The following is a 13,816-nucleotide window of genomic DNA, read 5'->3' on the forward strand; positions in this document are numbered from 1 at the left end:
GCCCGACCGTCTGGCGCCGATTCAAAACACCGAATTATTAGACGACGTATAATTTTTAACGTCGTTTAATTATTTTGGTTTGATCATGCCCGACTCCCATCTCCTCCTGCCCGGCGCGGACCCCACCGACATCGGCCGCCGCGAACGCAAGCGCCAGCAGACGGTGGACCATCTGACACAGACCGCTTGGCGCCTGTTCGAAGCCCTCGGTTACGACGCCGTCACGATGGAGCAGATTGCCGCGCAGGCCGACGTGTCCAAGGGCACGCTCTATAACCACTTTCCCGTCAAGGAGGCGCTGCTGGCGCAACGCTTCCACGGCGAGCTGGCCGGGTCGCTGACGACGCTATGGCCCGCGCTTCAAGCCCTGCCCACCTTCGCCGAACGGCTGACGCGGCTGCTGCACGCATCGGCGGATTGGGCCGAGTCGCACCGCGCTTACCTTGGCCCTTATCTGCGTTACCGCTTCGCCACCATGCAGGCGGGCACGCAGAACGACGAGCGCCATTCGCGTAGCGGCCTGCACCGCGTGTTTGCCGCGCTGATCCAGAACGCCCAGGCCGCCAATCAGGCCCGGTCCGACATGGACGCCGAACTGCTCGCCCATCATCTTCAGTTCCTTTACCTGGGCGCCCTGCTGCGCTGGCTGGACCAGCCCGGCGCGTCGCTTCAGCAGGAATTCGACGCCGCTATCGCCCTGTTCGTGCACGGTATTGCGGGGAGCGCGGCATGACCGCCTTGGTGCTGGACTGGCCGGCCGCGGCGCAGGCCGGTCCGCAAGCGGCGGGCGGCAAGGGCTGGCAATTGGGCCGCATGGCGCAATTTGGCGTGCCGGTGCCCGACGGCTTCGTGCTGGCGGCGCAGGCCAGCGCCGGGCACCGGCCCGGCCAGGACGTGCCGCCGGCCATCATGCAAGCGCTGCGCCAGGCGTTGCATGAACGCGGCTGGCTGGACCGTCCCCTTGCGTTGCGCTCGTCGGCGCCGCAAGAAGATTCCGCCGGCGCGTCGTTCGCCGGCATCCATTTGTCCTGCCTTAACGTGCGCGGACCCGATGCCGCCGAGCAGGCGCTTGGACGTATCTGGGATTCGCTATGGACGCCGCAGGCGCAGGCTTACCGGCAGCGCCTTGGCCTGCCGATCGACGGCGCGGGCGGCATGGCGGTCGTCGTTATGCCGATGATCGAAGCACAGGCGTCGGGCATCGCCTTCACCATCGACCCCGCCACGGGCCGCCACGACGAGATGGTCATCCACGCCAACTGGGGCCTGGGCGAATCGCTTGTGAACGGCGAGGCGGAAGGCGATGACTACCGCCTGCGCGAAGACTATCTGCGCCAAGCCTGGCCGGTCGTCTCGCGGCGCATCGGCGCGAAACGTCACGCCACGCAGCCCGCCGCCACCGGCGCAGGCACACGGTTGACCGACACGCCCGCCGCCCGCGCCGCGCAAGCCGTGCTGACCGACGCGCAGGCTGAGACGCTGGGCGACATTGCCCGCGACGCCGCCCGCGCATTGGACTACAGCGGCGCGGCGTACGACCTTGAATGGGCCTGGGACGGCGACCGGTTCTGGATCGTGCAGGCGCGCCCAGTGACCGCGTCGGCGCGCCACACCTATCCCGCGCTGCAAGACCAGCCGGATTACTGGTCGCGCGGCAATACCCGCGAGGTCCTGCCGCACGCCATGTCAGCTCTGGAATGGGATGCGGGCCGCGTCATGGCCCAGCGGATGCTGACCTGCGGCTTCGAGTTGAGCGGTTACCGCACGCTCCCCGGCGTGCCCCTCGCCGCACTGTTCCAGGGGCGCGCCTATCTGAATGCCTCGGTCATCCAATGGGTCGGCCATGACGCGCTGGGCGTCAGTCCGCGCGACATGAACGCGTTGCTGGGCGGCCCGCAGCCCGAGATCCGTGTGCCGCCGGTCACCGCCATGCGGCGGCTGCGGCACGGCCTGCGCATCGTGCGCTATCTGCGCCGGGCCGCGCCGCTGCGCCGCCAGGCCGCCACCGACCTGCCCCGGCTTCTGGCCCGCGCGCAGGATTGGCTGGACGCGCCGCTGCCCGCCTCCAACGCCGCGCTGGGCGCGCAGTTGCGCGAACAGTTCCAGACCGTCCTGGCCGCGGACCAATTGTTCTTCTTGCAGGGTTCAGGCGGGGGTGCGCTGTCCAAGCTGCTCGACATGGTGGAAAAAGCCGTGCCCGGCGAAGGCCACGCGCTGACCGCCGCGCTGATGGCGGGCGGCGATCCCAGCGTCACGGCGCAGCAGGGTTATGCGCTCATGGCGCTGGCGCAATTGGCCGAGCAGGACGCCCAGGCGCTCGCGTGGCTGCGCGGGCCCAACCGCGACGATGCCGCGTGGGCAACGGCACTGCCCAAAGACAGTCCGTTCAGGAACGCCTTTGCCAACTTCCTGCATCGCTACGGCCACCGTGCCGTCTACGAGACGTATCTGCGCAATCCGCGCTGGCGCGAGGCGCCCGGTTATCTGCTGGACAGCATCCTGAACCTGATCGGCGCCGATCCCGCCGCCCTGCGCGCCCGGCAGGACGACGCCGCGCGGCAGGCATGGCAACGCGTGCGCCGCGCGTTGCCATTCTGGCAGCGCCTGCTCGCCGCCAAGCTGCTCGCGGCATCCCGCCTGGAAGGCAACCAGCGCGAGGCCGCGCGCAGCGTGCTCGTGGCGTATCTGGCCGCGGCCCGCAAGCACGCGCTGGAATTGGGACGGCGCAACGCCGGCCCGGACGGCCTGGCGAACGCCGACGATGTCTTCCATCTGAACGCGGCCGAGATCTTTGCGCTGGCGGATGGCCGGATGGATGCCTCTGCGCTGGGCCGGCGCGCAGCCGCCCGACGTGCGCAATTGCAGGCCTGGACCGCGCTGCCGGACCTCGACGTCATCACCGAGTTCGCAAGCCAGACCACGCCGCCGTCCCAGCCGCATCCCGCGTCCGGAGCGGCCGCATCGCAAGATTCGTGGCGCGGCACCCCGGTGGCGGGCGGACGCGCAAGCGGCCGCGCGTTCGTGGCGCGCACGCCGGACGAAGGCCTGTCCATGCCCGCCGGCGGCATTCTGGTCGCGGCGTCTTCCGACCCCGCGTGGACGCCCCTTTTCCTGCGCGCGGGCGCTGTCGTCATGGAAGTCGGCGGATATCTGTCGCATGCCGCCATCGTGGCGCGCGAGTTCGGCGTGCCGGCCGTCGTCAGCGTCCACGGGGTTCTGCAAGGGGTCGCCACCGGCGACATGCTGGACGTCGATGCCGTGAAAGGCGTCGTCACCCGGCTGCGGGAGGCAGCCCCGGACTGAATCCGCCTACCCTTGCGTCGCCGTCGCCAGTTCAAACTGAAACACCGCCCCGCCCCCTGCCCCATCCACCAGCCGGATCTCGCTCTGGTGCAGTTGCAGGATGCGTTGCACGATGACCAGCCCCAGCCCGCCGGCCTCGCCCGGCCCACGATTCAACGCCGAGGCCCGCGTGAAAAGCCCCGCGCGCAGCGCCTGCGGAATGCCTTCACCGGAATCGCTGACCTGCACCTGCACCCGGTTGCGCGACAGGCCAAGCTGCAATGCAATCTGTCCGCCCGGCGGGCTATGCCGGATCGCGTTGTCCAGCAGGTTCGTCAGCACGCGTTCAATCAGCCCCAGGTCCGCGCGCACCTGCGGCAGCGCCTGCGCAATGTCCGTGGTCAGACGCTGCTGACGCGCCTCGGCCGCCAGCTCGAACTTCTGCATCACGTCCTGCACCAGTTCCGGCAGCGAAAACGTCTCGGGTTCCAGGCGCACCAGCCCGGACTCCAGTCGAGCCAGTTCGAAGAGTTCCTGCGCCAGCCGGCCGACCTTGCGGCTTTGCGCCAGCGCGATGTCCAGATAGCGGCGGCGCTCGGCGGGATCAAGCGCCTCATCCTTCAGGCGCAGCGTTTCCAGATAGCCATGCAGCGACGTCAGCGGCGTGCGCAGGTCGTGCGAAATGTTGGCGACCAGATCGCGGCGCTGCTGGTCCTGCCGCGTCAGCTCGCGCCACTGATCCGAGATCCGCCGGCCCATCTGCGCAAACGTGCGCCGCAGCACCGCGATCTCGTCGCCGTTGCGCGCCGATTGGTCCGCCGGCTGTTCCAGCGCGGCCAGCGCCTGGCCGTCGTCGCCGTCAAAGGCGCGCACCGCGCGCGTCAGCGACCGCAACGGCCGTGTAATCAGCGCAAACGCCGCCAGCCCCGCCACCAGCCCCAGCAGGGCCACCAACGCAATCGACCACAGCGTCGTGCGCAGCACCGACGTGCGCGACACGTCCATCGCCAGCGCATCGTGTGCCTGGCCCTGCAACACCACGTAGACATACCCCTGTTCGCGCCCGTCCACGCGCACCGGCGCCGCGCTGAACACCTTCTGCGCGTCAAGGCTGCGCGGATCGTCGCCCGTGATGGGCAGCATGCCGCCGGCCAGCAGGCGCTTGACCGGTGCCAGGTCGACGCGATCACGCTTGATCTGTCCGGGCGGCGCGGCGTCGCCGACAATGCGGCCATCGTTGGACAGCAGATAGACCTCGACCGCCGGGTTCACCGTCATCAGCATGTCGAACATTGAGCGGACCGCATCCGGCTTCCAGCCGCCCGCATCCATCAGTTCGGTGGACCCCGCGATGTGCTGCGCCAGGCCGCTGGACAGCCGCTGCACGACCTCCTGCTCGTAGCGCGAGTTGGCGGCGATCTGCAGCCACGCGGACGCGCCGCAGCACGCCAACAGCAGCAGCGCAAAGACGCCGGACAGGCGCTGGGTCAACGTGAATCGCTTCATGGCTGCACCCCGGGCGCCGCCGCGAACTTGTAGCCGCGGCCCCAGACCGTCAGGATGCGCTGCGGGTTGGACGGGTCGGCTTCGATCTTGGTGCGCAGCCGGTTGATGTGGGTGTTGACCGTGTGCTCATAGCCTTCGTGCTGATAGCCCCACACCTGGTTCAGCAGGTCCATGCGCGAGAACACCTTGTCCGGATGCCGCGCAAAGAAATGCAGCAGATCGAACTCGCGCGGCGTCAGGTCCAGCCGGCGGGCGTCGACATCGACCGTACGGGCGATCGGATCGATCGACACGCCATGCACGGCCAGGCTGCCGGCGTCCTGGCGCGCGTTACGTTCGATGGCATCACTGCGGCGCAGCAGCGCCCGCACGCGCGCCACCAGTTCCAGCATCGAAAACGGCTTGGCCAGATAGTCGTCCGCGCCCAGTTCCAGGCCCAGAATGCGGTGCACCTCGCTGGATCGGGCGCTGGTGATGATGATGGGGATGTAGCGCGCCATCGCGCGCGCCCGCTTGCAGATTTCCAGGCCGTCGATGCCGGGCAGCATCAGGTCCAGCACCAGCGCGTCCCAGCCGCCTTCTTCGAGCAGGCGCATGCCCGCGTTGCCGTCGGCCGCGTGTTCCACCGCGTAGCCCTCGTCGCGCAGATGCAGGCGCAGCAGTTCCGCGATGTGGGCGTCGTCTTCAACTATCAGTACGCGGCGGGGCGTATCCATGGAGCAACCTGGGGCATGATCAATGCGCCTATTGTCGCCAATCGGCGCGGGGCAAAGTTAACGATTAATTTAACTTTGCGTGAGGACTTCGGTATGGGCCAGGAGGAAGAATGCCTCCATCGACAGCCCACCGGAGACCGCCATGCTGGCCCGACCCGCCCTCAACAATACGCCGCTTGCCCCGCCGGTGTCCGCGCTGTCGCCCGCCGCGCCACCGTCCACCGCCCCCGAGTCCGACGCGAAAAAACGGACCAGCCAGCCGGCGCCTCCGGCTATCTCTCCCGTCATCCACCCCCGCTGGCTGCGCGTGACGCACTGGTTGAACGCGTTGGCTGTCGTCGTCATGGTCATGAGCGGCTGGCGCATCTACAACGCCGCGCCATTCTTTGATTTCACCTTTCCCAACGGCATCACGCTGGGCGGGTGGCTGGGCGGCGCGCTGCAATGGCACTTTGCGGGCATGTGGCTGCTGTTTGCCAATGGCCTGCTCTACCTGGCGCTGAACGTCGCCACCGGCCGCCTGTGGCGCAAATTCCTGCCGGTCACCCCCGGCGGCGTAGCGCGCGACCTGCGGGCCGCGCTGCGCGGCAGGCTCTCGCACGCCGACCCGCGCCGCTACAACCACGTCCAGCGCCTGGCCTACCTCTTCGTGATGGCCGACATCGCCGTGCTGATCCTGTCCGGACTCGTGCTGTGGAAGTCCGTGCAATTCGACCTGCTGCGCGACCTGATGGGCGGCTATGAAGCCGCACGGCGCGTGCATTTCTTCGCGATGGCCCTGCTGGCCGGCTTCGTCGCCGTGCACCTGGCGATGGTCGCCCTGGTGCCCCGCAGCCTGCTCACCATGATCCGCGGCCAATAAGGAACCCGCCATGACCGAAAAACGCCGCCTCCTGCCGGGCCTGGACGCACCGGCCATCCTGCGCGATGCCGGAAAACTGCTGGACAAGCGCGTCGAGCAACCGTCGCGCCGTGCCTTCCTGCGCCGCGGCCTGACGCTGGGCGGCCTGGCCATGCTGTCCGGGTGCTCGCTGTCCGACGACGAAAGCGTCGAACAGGCGCTGTCGGCCGTCTCCCGCTTCAACGACCGCGTGCAGGGCTGGATCTTCGACCCGGCCAAGCTCGCGCCGACCTATCCCGAATCCATGATCACCCGGCCGTTTCCCTTCAATGCCTTCTACGGCATCGACGACGTGCCGCAGGTGGACGAGGCATCTTTCCGGCTGGAGGTCACCGGCATGGTGGCCGACAAGCGCCGCTGGCGGCTGGACGAGCTGCGCGCGATGGCGCAGGTGGATCAGGTCACGCGGCACATCTGCGTCGAAGGCTGGAGCGCCATCGGCAAATGGGGCGGCGTGCCGTTCTCGGCATTCCTCAAACGCGTGGGCGCCGACCTGTCCGCCAAGTACGTCGGCTTCAAGTGCGCCGACGACTACTACACCAGCATCGACATGCCCACCGCGTTGCACCCGCAGACCATCCTCGCCCTCACGTACGACGGCCGGACGCTGCCCCCCGAATACGGCTTTCCCATGAAGCTGCGCATACCCACCAAGCTTGGCTACAAGAACCCCAAGCACATCCAGGCGATTTTCGTCACCAACACCTACCCGGGCGGTTACTGGGAGCACCAGGGCTACAACTGGTTCGGCGGCAGCTAGGTGATTTCCCGCTTTTTTTCACTGTCAAAAGGAACGCATCATGAACAAACTCACCACCGCCGCTTTGTCTGTGTGCCTGGCCCTCGGCGTCACGGCCGCTTACGCTGCCGACACCATGGGCAAGGAAGGCATGAGCAAAAGCGGCATGTCGAAGGAAGCGCCGGCGCAGGACGGCATGAAGAAGGACGGCATGTCGAAAGGCGGCATGTCCAAGGACGGGATGAGCAAGGACGGCATGCAGAAGTAACGCTCGCGCCGGGGCCGCGCCCGCCGGCCCCCGGCTCGAACCATTCGCACGGAACTCGCCATGAACCTCACACGCAGACATTTCCTTGGCCTGGGCGGCGCCGCGGCAGCCGCCGTGGGCATCGCCCCGCTGCTGGTCACGCGCAGCGGCCCGGCACAAGCCGCCACGCCCGCGGCCAGCTTTCCCTACACCCTCACCGACGCCCAATGGCAAGAGCGCCTGACGCGCGAGCAATACCAGGTGCTGCGCCGCGACGGCACGGAACGGCCGTACTCAAGCCCGCTCAACGACGAACACCGCAACGGCACCTTCGCCTGCGCGGGCTGCGAACACCCCTTGTTCTCGTCGTCCACCAAGTTCGATAGCGGCACCGGCTGGCCCAGCTTTTGGCAGCCCCTGCCCGGCGCCGTCGGCGAGACCCGCGACCGCAGCTTCGGGATGACCCGCACCGCCGTGCATTGTGCCAACTGCGGCGGCCACCTGGGGCACGTATTCGACGACGGCCCCCGACCCACCGGCCTGCGCTACTGCATGAACGGCGTGGCCATGACCTTCGCCCCGCAAGCCTGATCCGCCACCGCATCGCTACAAGGACCCGACATCATGTCCAAGCCCCCCACCCTCCGCCGTCTCTGCGCCGCGCTTGCCACCGCGGGCGGCCTGATCGCCTCGACCGCCGCCCCCGCCGCCGAACGCGCCTTCGTCATCCCCCCGCCCGCTGCGGAGCAGCCCGCAAATGCTTCCGCGGCACCCGCTACGCAGGAGAAAGCCGTCATCGCCGGCGGCTGCTTCTGGGGCGTGCAAGCCGTGTTTCAACACGTCAAGGGCGTCAGCAACGCCGTCTCGGGCTACGCCGGCGGCCGGGCCAACACCGCCAACTACAACGCCGTCAGCAGCGGGCGGACCGGCCATGCGGAAGCGGTGGAAATCACCTACGACCCCAAACAGGTCAGCTACGGACAACTGCTGCAGATTTATTTCTCGGTCGCGCATGACCCCACCCAGCTCAACCGCCAGGGGCCGGATCACGGCACGCAATACCGATCCGCCGTGTTTCCCGCCAACGACAGCCAGCGCAAAGTGGCCGAAGCCTATATCGCGCAGTTGAACAAAGCGGGGGTGTATCCGAAGCCGCTGGCAACCACCATCGAACCGCTGCAGGCGTTTTATCCGGCCGAGGACTATCACCAGGACTATCTGGTGCGCAATCCGAACAGCATGTACATCGTGATCAACGATGTGCCCAAGGTGGAGAACCTGGCGAAGACGTTTCCGGATGCATGGCGGGACAAGCCGGTGCTGGTGATCGCGAAGGACAGATAGCGCTGGGGGGAAGCGCAGGCGCCCCGGGCCGGCCCTATCGTAAACTTCAGCCACTTTGGGATACGGAGGGCGGCCTGCGGTGGGCGGCCCCCGGACACCGTTAACTCTCGAAATTTGGCCCGCGCGCAAGACGCGCCGCCGCTTCGCCCGAGGCCCCGATGGTAGGTTCGCAAGTCCGAGTGACGTTGTCATTGATCGCGCCAGCACTGCTGCTGATCTTCGGACTTACCTTCCTGGGCATCTGGTTCTTCTTCCAACGCAAACGCTTCCTGCTGCACCTTGCCGCAGGCTGTATGACATTTGCCTGTGGGGCGATTTCACAAGTCCTGTACGTGCCCCGCGACACGGGTCTCAATGCGCTCGTCTCGGGTTTTCTATACACGGCTGCAGGATGTCTGGTGGTGCAGGGCGTTCTCGAACGCGCACGCATTCGCGTGCCCTGGGCCGCATTTGGCCTGTATGCGGCGGCCATCATGGGCGCGCTCTGGTACTTCTTCTACATCGATCGCAACCTGCTCGTCCGCGTTTATGTGCTGAATGCGGGCTTCGGATTGCTGTTCTGCTTTGCCGCGTGGCGCATGCGGCGATCTTCGCGTCAGCGTCCGGTCGACAAGGCGCTTTTCTTTGTGGTGTTGCTTTTCGGCCTGCATTTTCTTCCGCGCACACTGCTGAGTATGGGGACGCTGGCGCCACAAGGCGCCCTTGCCTTTGCCGACTCGCCGTTTTGGCAGATGTTGCAGCTTTCGCTTGCGATATTCAGCGTCGCGCTGGCGCTCACGCTGCTGGTTGCGATCGCCGCCGACGCCATTGACGAGGTCCGCAAGGAAGGCGACAACGATTGGCTGACCGGCGTCTACAACCGGCGGGGCTTCGAAGCGCGCGTCCGATCGCTCATATCGAATGGCAACGCGGCGATGGCGCTCATCGTCTGCGATGTCGACAACTTCAAACGCATCAACGACCTGCATGGCCACCAAAGCGGAGACAACGTGCTCAAGCAAGTGGCCAAGGCCCTTAACGACGCGGTGCGCAAGCACGACGTGCTCGGGCGCATTGGCGGCGAGGAATTCGGCATCTTCCTGCCGGCCACCGAGCCGCCCGAGGCCCTGCGCTGCGCGGAACGCCTGCGCGCAGCCGTTGAACAGAGCGTGCGGGATCCGAGCGACGAAGCGCCAGTCACGATCAGCGCGGGCGTGGCGCACACGGATCGCGCCGAGTCCTGGGAGGTCATGTATCGGCGGGCTGACGCCAAACTGTATCAAGCCAAGCGGGCGGGCCGGAACCGGGTCGAGGCAGAGTAAAATCCGCCCCCCATGCGCTTTTCCGACTTCACCGATCGCCTCACCGCTCTTGGCGCCCTGCCCGTTCACCGTGGGCGGGTCGTGCGCGTCTGGCTGAACGGGCAAGCGCTCGACACCGGGACCCGGCGGCGTAGCGCCGAACACTTCCTGCCTCTGGCTCTACGTGACGCCATCCCCGAGGTGACGGCGGAACTGGACGGTCTTGCCCGGATCCGCTCCGAACACGCGGGCAGCGACGGCTCGCGATTGCTTGTCGAACTGGCCGACGGGCAGATGGTGGAAAGCGTGCTGTTGCCGCGCGATGGGCTTTGCGTTTCCACGCAGGTTGGCTGTGCGGTCGGCTGCCGCTTCTGCATGACCGGCAAGAGCGGGCTGATCCGCCAGGTCACGAGCATGGAAATCCTTGCCCAGGTCGTGCTGGCGCGGCGTCAGCGTGCGGTGAAGAAGGTTGTCTTCATGGGCATGGGCGAACCCGCGCACAACCTGGACAACGTGCTCGAAGCCATCGACCTGCTCGGCACGGAAGGCAATATCGGCCACAAGAACCTCGTGTTCTCGACCGTGGGCGATCAGCGGGTGTTCGACGCCCTGCCGAAACAACGCGTCAAACCGGCGCTGGCGCTGTCGCTGCACACGACCAAGGCCGACCTGCGCGCCCACCTGCTGCCGCGCGCGCCGAAAATCACGCCCGAAGCCCTGATTGATCTGGGCGAGCAATACGCTCGCGATACGGATTACCCAATCCAGTATCAATGGACGCTGCTCAAGGGCATCAACGACGGCGACGACGAACTCGATGCCGTCGTACGCCTGCTCAAGGGCAAGTACGGCGTCCTGAACGTCATCCCGTTCAATAGCCTCGAGGGCGATGACTACCAGCGCCCTGATGCCGAGCGCATCCGCGAGATCGTCCGCCATCTGCACGGCCGTGGCGTGCTGGCCAAGGTCAGAAACAGCGCCGGGCAGGACGTGGACGGCGGCTGTGGCCAGTTGCGCGCGCGTGCAGTCGGCGCGGCGCAGGTGGTTGAACTGCGCCGCAAGCCGGCGTCAGTTGCCCGCGCAACATAAATCCTTGCGCGCGCCTGCGACACGCTCCACGCAAGTCAGGCCGGAAAGGGGCCTTCACACCTGCGCCCGCAGCCACCCCGCCACCGCCTGCACGGCCACCGACGCGTCCCGCTCCCCAAACATCGCCAGGTGATACGTATGCCCCTCGATCTCGGGCCCGAACGGCTGCACCAGATGCCCTGCCCGCAGCTCATCGTCCACCAGCGCCAGGCTGACCAACGCAATCCCGTGCCCCGCCACCGCCGCCTGTATGGCGTGCCCTTCATCTGAAAACCGCAACTGCCCGGCCTCGGGCGGCAGCGGACGCCCGGCCACCGCAAACCAGCGCTCCCACGTCGGATTCTCGGGTTGCGCGCGTTTCCAGTCGAAGCGGATCAGCGGCACCCGCGCCAGATCGTCCGGCGAGACAACCCCCAGGCGCGGATTGGCGACCGGTCCGAATCGATCGGTGAACAACGGCTGCGTCACCAGCCCGGGATACGGACCCCGCCCATACCGGATCGCGATATCAACCAAGGACGAGCGCAGATCGACAAGGTCGTCGCTCGCCTGCAATTGCAGGTCGATGTCGGGATGCTGGCGGCGGAAATCGGCCATGCGCGGCACCAGCCACTTCACGGTAAAGGCATTGGTGGCCGAGATGCTGACCTGCGCCCGCGTGCGCTGTTGCGTCAGCCGCGCCAAGGTCGCCTCGAACTTGTCGAAGCCGTCGCGCAGCACGGGATACAGCTGCGACCCGGTTTCGGTCAACGTGACCTTGCGCACCTGGCGATCGAAAAGCGCGAGACCCGTCCCGGCTTCAAGCGCGCGGATCTGATGACTGACGGCAGTCGGGGTGACGGCAAGTTCCTCGGCGGCGGCCTTGAAGCTGCCCAGACGGGCGGCGGCTTCGAAGGCGCGCAGCGCAGACAGCGGAAGGGATCGGCGTTGCATGGGCGGTTGCCTATGGATGAATTTTTCTCGTCTTATAGCTGACAAACGAACCTTTGTCACCGGTTCGACACCGCTCTACATTGTCTTCACTCGCCGGCATCTCATTCCTCCAACCCCGCCGGCCATAGATGAAGGAATTCGCATCATGCTCAAACAAGTCATCACCCAGCCCGACAACTACGCGCCTTTCCTGCTGTCGCAAGGCATCCAGTTCGGCAATCTGCTCTTCATTTCGGGTCAGGCAGGCGCCGCCGACGACGGGAGGATCGTGGACGGCGGCTTTCTGGCGCAAGGCGAGCAAGCCTTCCAGAACCTGCGCCGCGCACTGGAAGCCGGCGGTTCCAGCTTGAAAGACGTCATCAAGGTCACGATCTTTGTCACCGATATGGGGCATTTCGACGACGTGGTGGCGCTGCGCCGCAAGTTCTTCTCGGCGCCCTACCCGGCCGACACCATTGCCGAGATCAAGGCCCTGTACGATCCGGCCGCGATGATCGAGATCGAAGCCATCGCGGCGGTCCGCCAACCGGAGGGCAAGTGACATGACCACGCTCGACAATCGTCTGCAGACCGACGCGCCGACGCTTCCCGCCATGCTGTTCACGCCGCTGCGCGTGGGCGCGCTGAACCTGCCCAACCGGCTGGCCGTCGCGCCCATGACACGCGTCAGCGCCACGGCGGACGGCCGAGCTACGGCGCAGATGGCCGACTACTACGAGGCTTTCGCCGCTGGCGGCTTTGGCCTGGTGATCACCGAAGGCATCTATACGGACAAGGCGCATGCGCAGGGCTACCTCTTCCAGCCCGGTCTGGCGGACGATGCGCAGCGTGAGGCATGGCGACCCGTGGTGGACCGTGTGCATGCGCGGGGTGGACGCATCATTGCGCAGCTGATGCATGCGGGCGCGCTGTCGCAGGGAAATCCGCATCGGTCCCGGACCAAGGGACCTTCGGCCGTGCAGCCGGCGGGACAGCAGATGACCTTCTACCGCGGCCAAGGGCCTTACCGGATGCCGGAAGCGATGACGATCGATGAGATTGCCGAGGCGGTCGACGGCTTTGCGCAGGCGGCGCGCCGGGCGCAGGCGGCGGGATTCGACGGCGTGGAGATACACGGCGCCAACGGCTATCTGCTTGATCAGTTCCTCACTGCCCACACCAACCTGCGCGAAGATCGCTACGGCGGCAGCGTGGAAAACCGCCTGCGTCTGACCTTGGACGTGATCCAGGCGGTGCGGCAGTCGACGACAGCGGGCTTTGTCGTGGGCGTGCGCAGTTCGCAGGGCAAGGTCAACGACTTCACCCACAAGTGGACGGGCGGCCAGGACGAGGCCGCGCGGATCTTCAGCACGTTGGGCACGCAGCCCATCGATTACCTGCACACCACCGAGTTCGAGGCCTGGCGCCCCGCATTCGGCGAGGACGGTCCAAGCCTGGCGGCGCTGGCGCGCAAGCATGTCCCGGTGCCGGTGCTGGCCAATGGTTCGTTGCATGACGCCACGCGGGCCGAAGCCCTGATCGCCCGGCAGGAGGCGGACTTCGTTTCATTGGGACGCGGCGCGCTCACGCACGCCGACTGGCCGTCCAGACTGCGCACTGGCCAGCCGCAGGAGGAATTCGACCGGGGCCTGCTTGCGCCGATTGCCGACCTGGACAACGCGGTCCGCCATCGCGCGCAGGCTCAGGCTGCGTGATCAGCCGGCGAGAACCCGTGGACGCGATTAATCGGCGAGACAGGTCGGCGTGACCAATCGCTCACGCCGGCCGGGTCTGTTTGCC

General features: G+C 66.9%; 14 protein-coding genes. 11 read left to right on the plus strand and 3 right to left on the minus strand.

The annotated features are described in order from the left end of the window. Positions 1 to 85 precede the first annotated feature (85 nt). The gene (locus tag B3098_RS20010) at positions 86 to 733 is read left to right on the plus strand and encodes a TetR/AcrR family transcriptional regulator (RefSeq protein ID WP_286898631.1); all 648 of its coding nucleotides are present in this window, start codon (positions 86 to 88) and stop codon (positions 731 to 733) included. Then, entirely contained in the window at positions 730 to 3,303 is a 2,574-nt protein-coding gene (locus tag B3098_RS20015; RefSeq protein WP_286898632.1) for a PEP/pyruvate-binding domain-containing protein, read from the plus strand. Before B3098_RS20010 ends, B3098_RS20015 begins: the two co-directional genes overlap by 4 nt. A 6-nt stretch (positions 3,304 to 3,309) precedes the next feature. On the opposite strand, the gene B3098_RS20020 is transcribed toward B3098_RS20015, so the two are convergent. After that, positions 3,310 to 4,788 carry a sensor histidine kinase gene (locus B3098_RS20020; RefSeq protein WP_286898633.1) on the minus strand — a complete coding sequence of 493 codons (1,479 nt, stop codon included), beginning with the start codon at positions 4,786 to 4,788 and terminating at the stop codon, positions 3,310 to 3,312. After that, the gene (locus B3098_RS20025) at positions 4,785 to 5,504 is read right to left on the minus strand and encodes a response regulator transcription factor (RefSeq protein ID WP_175121836.1); all 720 of its coding nucleotides are present in this window, start codon (positions 5,502 to 5,504) and stop codon (positions 4,785 to 4,787) included. The genes B3098_RS20020 and B3098_RS20025 overlap by 4 nt, the downstream gene beginning before the upstream one ends. 142 nt (positions 5,505 to 5,646) lie before the next feature. Here B3098_RS20025 and B3098_RS20030 point away from each other — a divergent pair, with 142 nt between their 5' ends. The 7 genes from B3098_RS20030 (at position 5,647) to B3098_RS20060 (ending at position 11,104) form a co-directional block, all read left to right on the plus strand. Then, positions 5,647 to 6,366: a cytochrome b/b6 domain-containing protein gene (locus B3098_RS20030; RefSeq protein ID WP_286898634.1), complete on the plus strand. Its 720-nt coding sequence runs from the start codon at positions 5,647 to 5,649 to the stop codon at positions 6,364 to 6,366. 10 nt (positions 6,367 to 6,376) lie between these two features. Next, a complete protein-coding gene (locus B3098_RS20035; RefSeq protein WP_286898636.1) occupies positions 6,377 to 7,165 on the plus strand; it encodes a molybdopterin-dependent oxidoreductase in 789 nt (262 codons plus the stop codon). Positions 7,166 to 7,205: 40 nt separating this feature from the next. Next, positions 7,206 to 7,412 (plus strand): pentapeptide MXKDX repeat protein, encoded by a 207-nt coding sequence (locus tag B3098_RS20040; protein WP_349677765.1) that lies wholly within the window; start codon positions 7,206 to 7,208, stop codon positions 7,410 to 7,412. Positions 7,413 to 7,472: 60 nt separating this feature from the next. After that, entirely contained in the window at positions 7,473 to 7,982 is a 510-nt protein-coding gene (msrB, locus tag B3098_RS20045) for a peptide-methionine (R)-S-oxide reductase MsrB (protein WP_175136734.1), read from the plus strand. Positions 7,983 to 8,015: 33 nt separating this feature from the next. Further along, positions 8,016 to 8,735, plus strand: coding sequence for a peptide-methionine (S)-S-oxide reductase MsrA (gene msrA / locus B3098_RS20050; RefSeq protein ID WP_286898637.1), 720 nt, complete (start codon positions 8,016 to 8,018; stop codon positions 8,733 to 8,735). Between the two features lie 185 nt (positions 8,736 to 8,920). Further along, the gene (locus B3098_RS20055) at positions 8,921 to 10,036 is read left to right on the plus strand and encodes a GGDEF domain-containing protein (RefSeq protein ID WP_286898638.1); all 1,116 of its coding nucleotides are present in this window, start codon (positions 8,921 to 8,923) and stop codon (positions 10,034 to 10,036) included. Positions 10,037 to 10,048: 12 nt separating this feature from the next. Next, positions 10,049 to 11,104, plus strand: coding sequence for an RNA methyltransferase (locus tag B3098_RS20060; protein WP_286898639.1), 1,056 nt, complete (start codon positions 10,049 to 10,051; stop codon positions 11,102 to 11,104). 54 nt (positions 11,105 to 11,158) lie between these two features. Here B3098_RS20060 and B3098_RS20065 read toward each other — a convergent pair whose 3' ends face one another. Next, the gene (locus B3098_RS20065; RefSeq protein ID WP_286898640.1) at positions 11,159 to 12,037 is read right to left on the minus strand and encodes a LysR substrate-binding domain-containing protein; all 879 of its coding nucleotides are present in this window, start codon (positions 12,035 to 12,037) and stop codon (positions 11,159 to 11,161) included. A 145-nt stretch (positions 12,038 to 12,182) separates the two neighbouring features. Between B3098_RS20065 and B3098_RS20070 the strand changes: the two genes are divergently transcribed. Beyond that, entirely contained in the window at positions 12,183 to 12,578 is a 396-nt protein-coding gene (locus B3098_RS20070) for a RidA family protein (protein ID WP_286898641.1), read from the plus strand. Position 12,579: 1 nt separating this feature from the next. After that, entirely contained in the window at positions 12,580 to 13,731 is a 1,152-nt protein-coding gene (locus B3098_RS20075; RefSeq protein WP_286898642.1) for an NADH:flavin oxidoreductase, read from the plus strand. Positions 13,732 to 13,816: the final 85 nt, after the last annotated feature.

Source organism: Achromobacter sp. UBA2119, assembly GCF_002331005.1.
Lineage (GTDB): Bacteria > Pseudomonadota > Gammaproteobacteria > Burkholderiales > Burkholderiaceae_B > Achromobacter > Achromobacter animicus.

Excerpts from the sequence above, each read along its gene's own strand:
- B3098_RS20010 (WP_286898631.1), top strand. The coding sequence starts at position 86 with ATGCCCGACTCCCATCTCCTCCTGCCCGGCGCGGACCCCACCGACATC.
- B3098_RS20015 (WP_286898632.1), top strand. The coding sequence starts at position 730 with ATGACCGCCTTGGTGCTGGACTGGCCGGCCGCGGCGCAGGCCGGTCCG.
- B3098_RS20020 (WP_286898633.1), bottom strand. The coding sequence starts at position 4,788 with ATGAAGCGATTCACGTTGACCCAGCGCCTGTCCGGCGTCTTTGCGCTG.
- B3098_RS20025 (WP_175121836.1), bottom strand. The coding sequence starts at position 5,504 with ATGGATACGCCCCGCCGCGTACTGATAGTTGAAGACGACGCCCACATC.
- B3098_RS20030 (WP_286898634.1), top strand. The coding sequence starts at position 5,647 with ATGCTGGCCCGACCCGCCCTCAACAATACGCCGCTTGCCCCGCCGGTG.
- B3098_RS20035 (WP_286898636.1), top strand. The coding sequence starts at position 6,377 with ATGACCGAAAAACGCCGCCTCCTGCCGGGCCTGGACGCACCGGCCATC.
- B3098_RS20040 (WP_349677765.1), top strand. The coding sequence starts at position 7,206 with ATGAACAAACTCACCACCGCCGCTTTGTCTGTGTGCCTGGCCCTCGGC.
- msrB (WP_175136734.1), top strand. The coding sequence starts at position 7,473 with ATGAACCTCACACGCAGACATTTCCTTGGCCTGGGCGGCGCCGCGGCA.
- msrA (WP_286898637.1), top strand. The coding sequence starts at position 8,016 with ATGTCCAAGCCCCCCACCCTCCGCCGTCTCTGCGCCGCGCTTGCCACC.
- B3098_RS20060 (WP_286898639.1), top strand. The coding sequence starts at position 10,049 with ATGCGCTTTTCCGACTTCACCGATCGCCTCACCGCTCTTGGCGCCCTG.
- B3098_RS20065 (WP_286898640.1), bottom strand. The coding sequence starts at position 12,037 with ATGCAACGCCGATCCCTTCCGCTGTCTGCGCTGCGCGCCTTCGAAGCC.
- B3098_RS20070 (WP_286898641.1), top strand. The coding sequence starts at position 12,183 with ATGCTCAAACAAGTCATCACCCAGCCCGACAACTACGCGCCTTTCCTG.
- B3098_RS20075 (WP_286898642.1), top strand. The coding sequence starts at position 12,580 with ATGACCACGCTCGACAATCGTCTGCAGACCGACGCGCCGACGCTTCCC.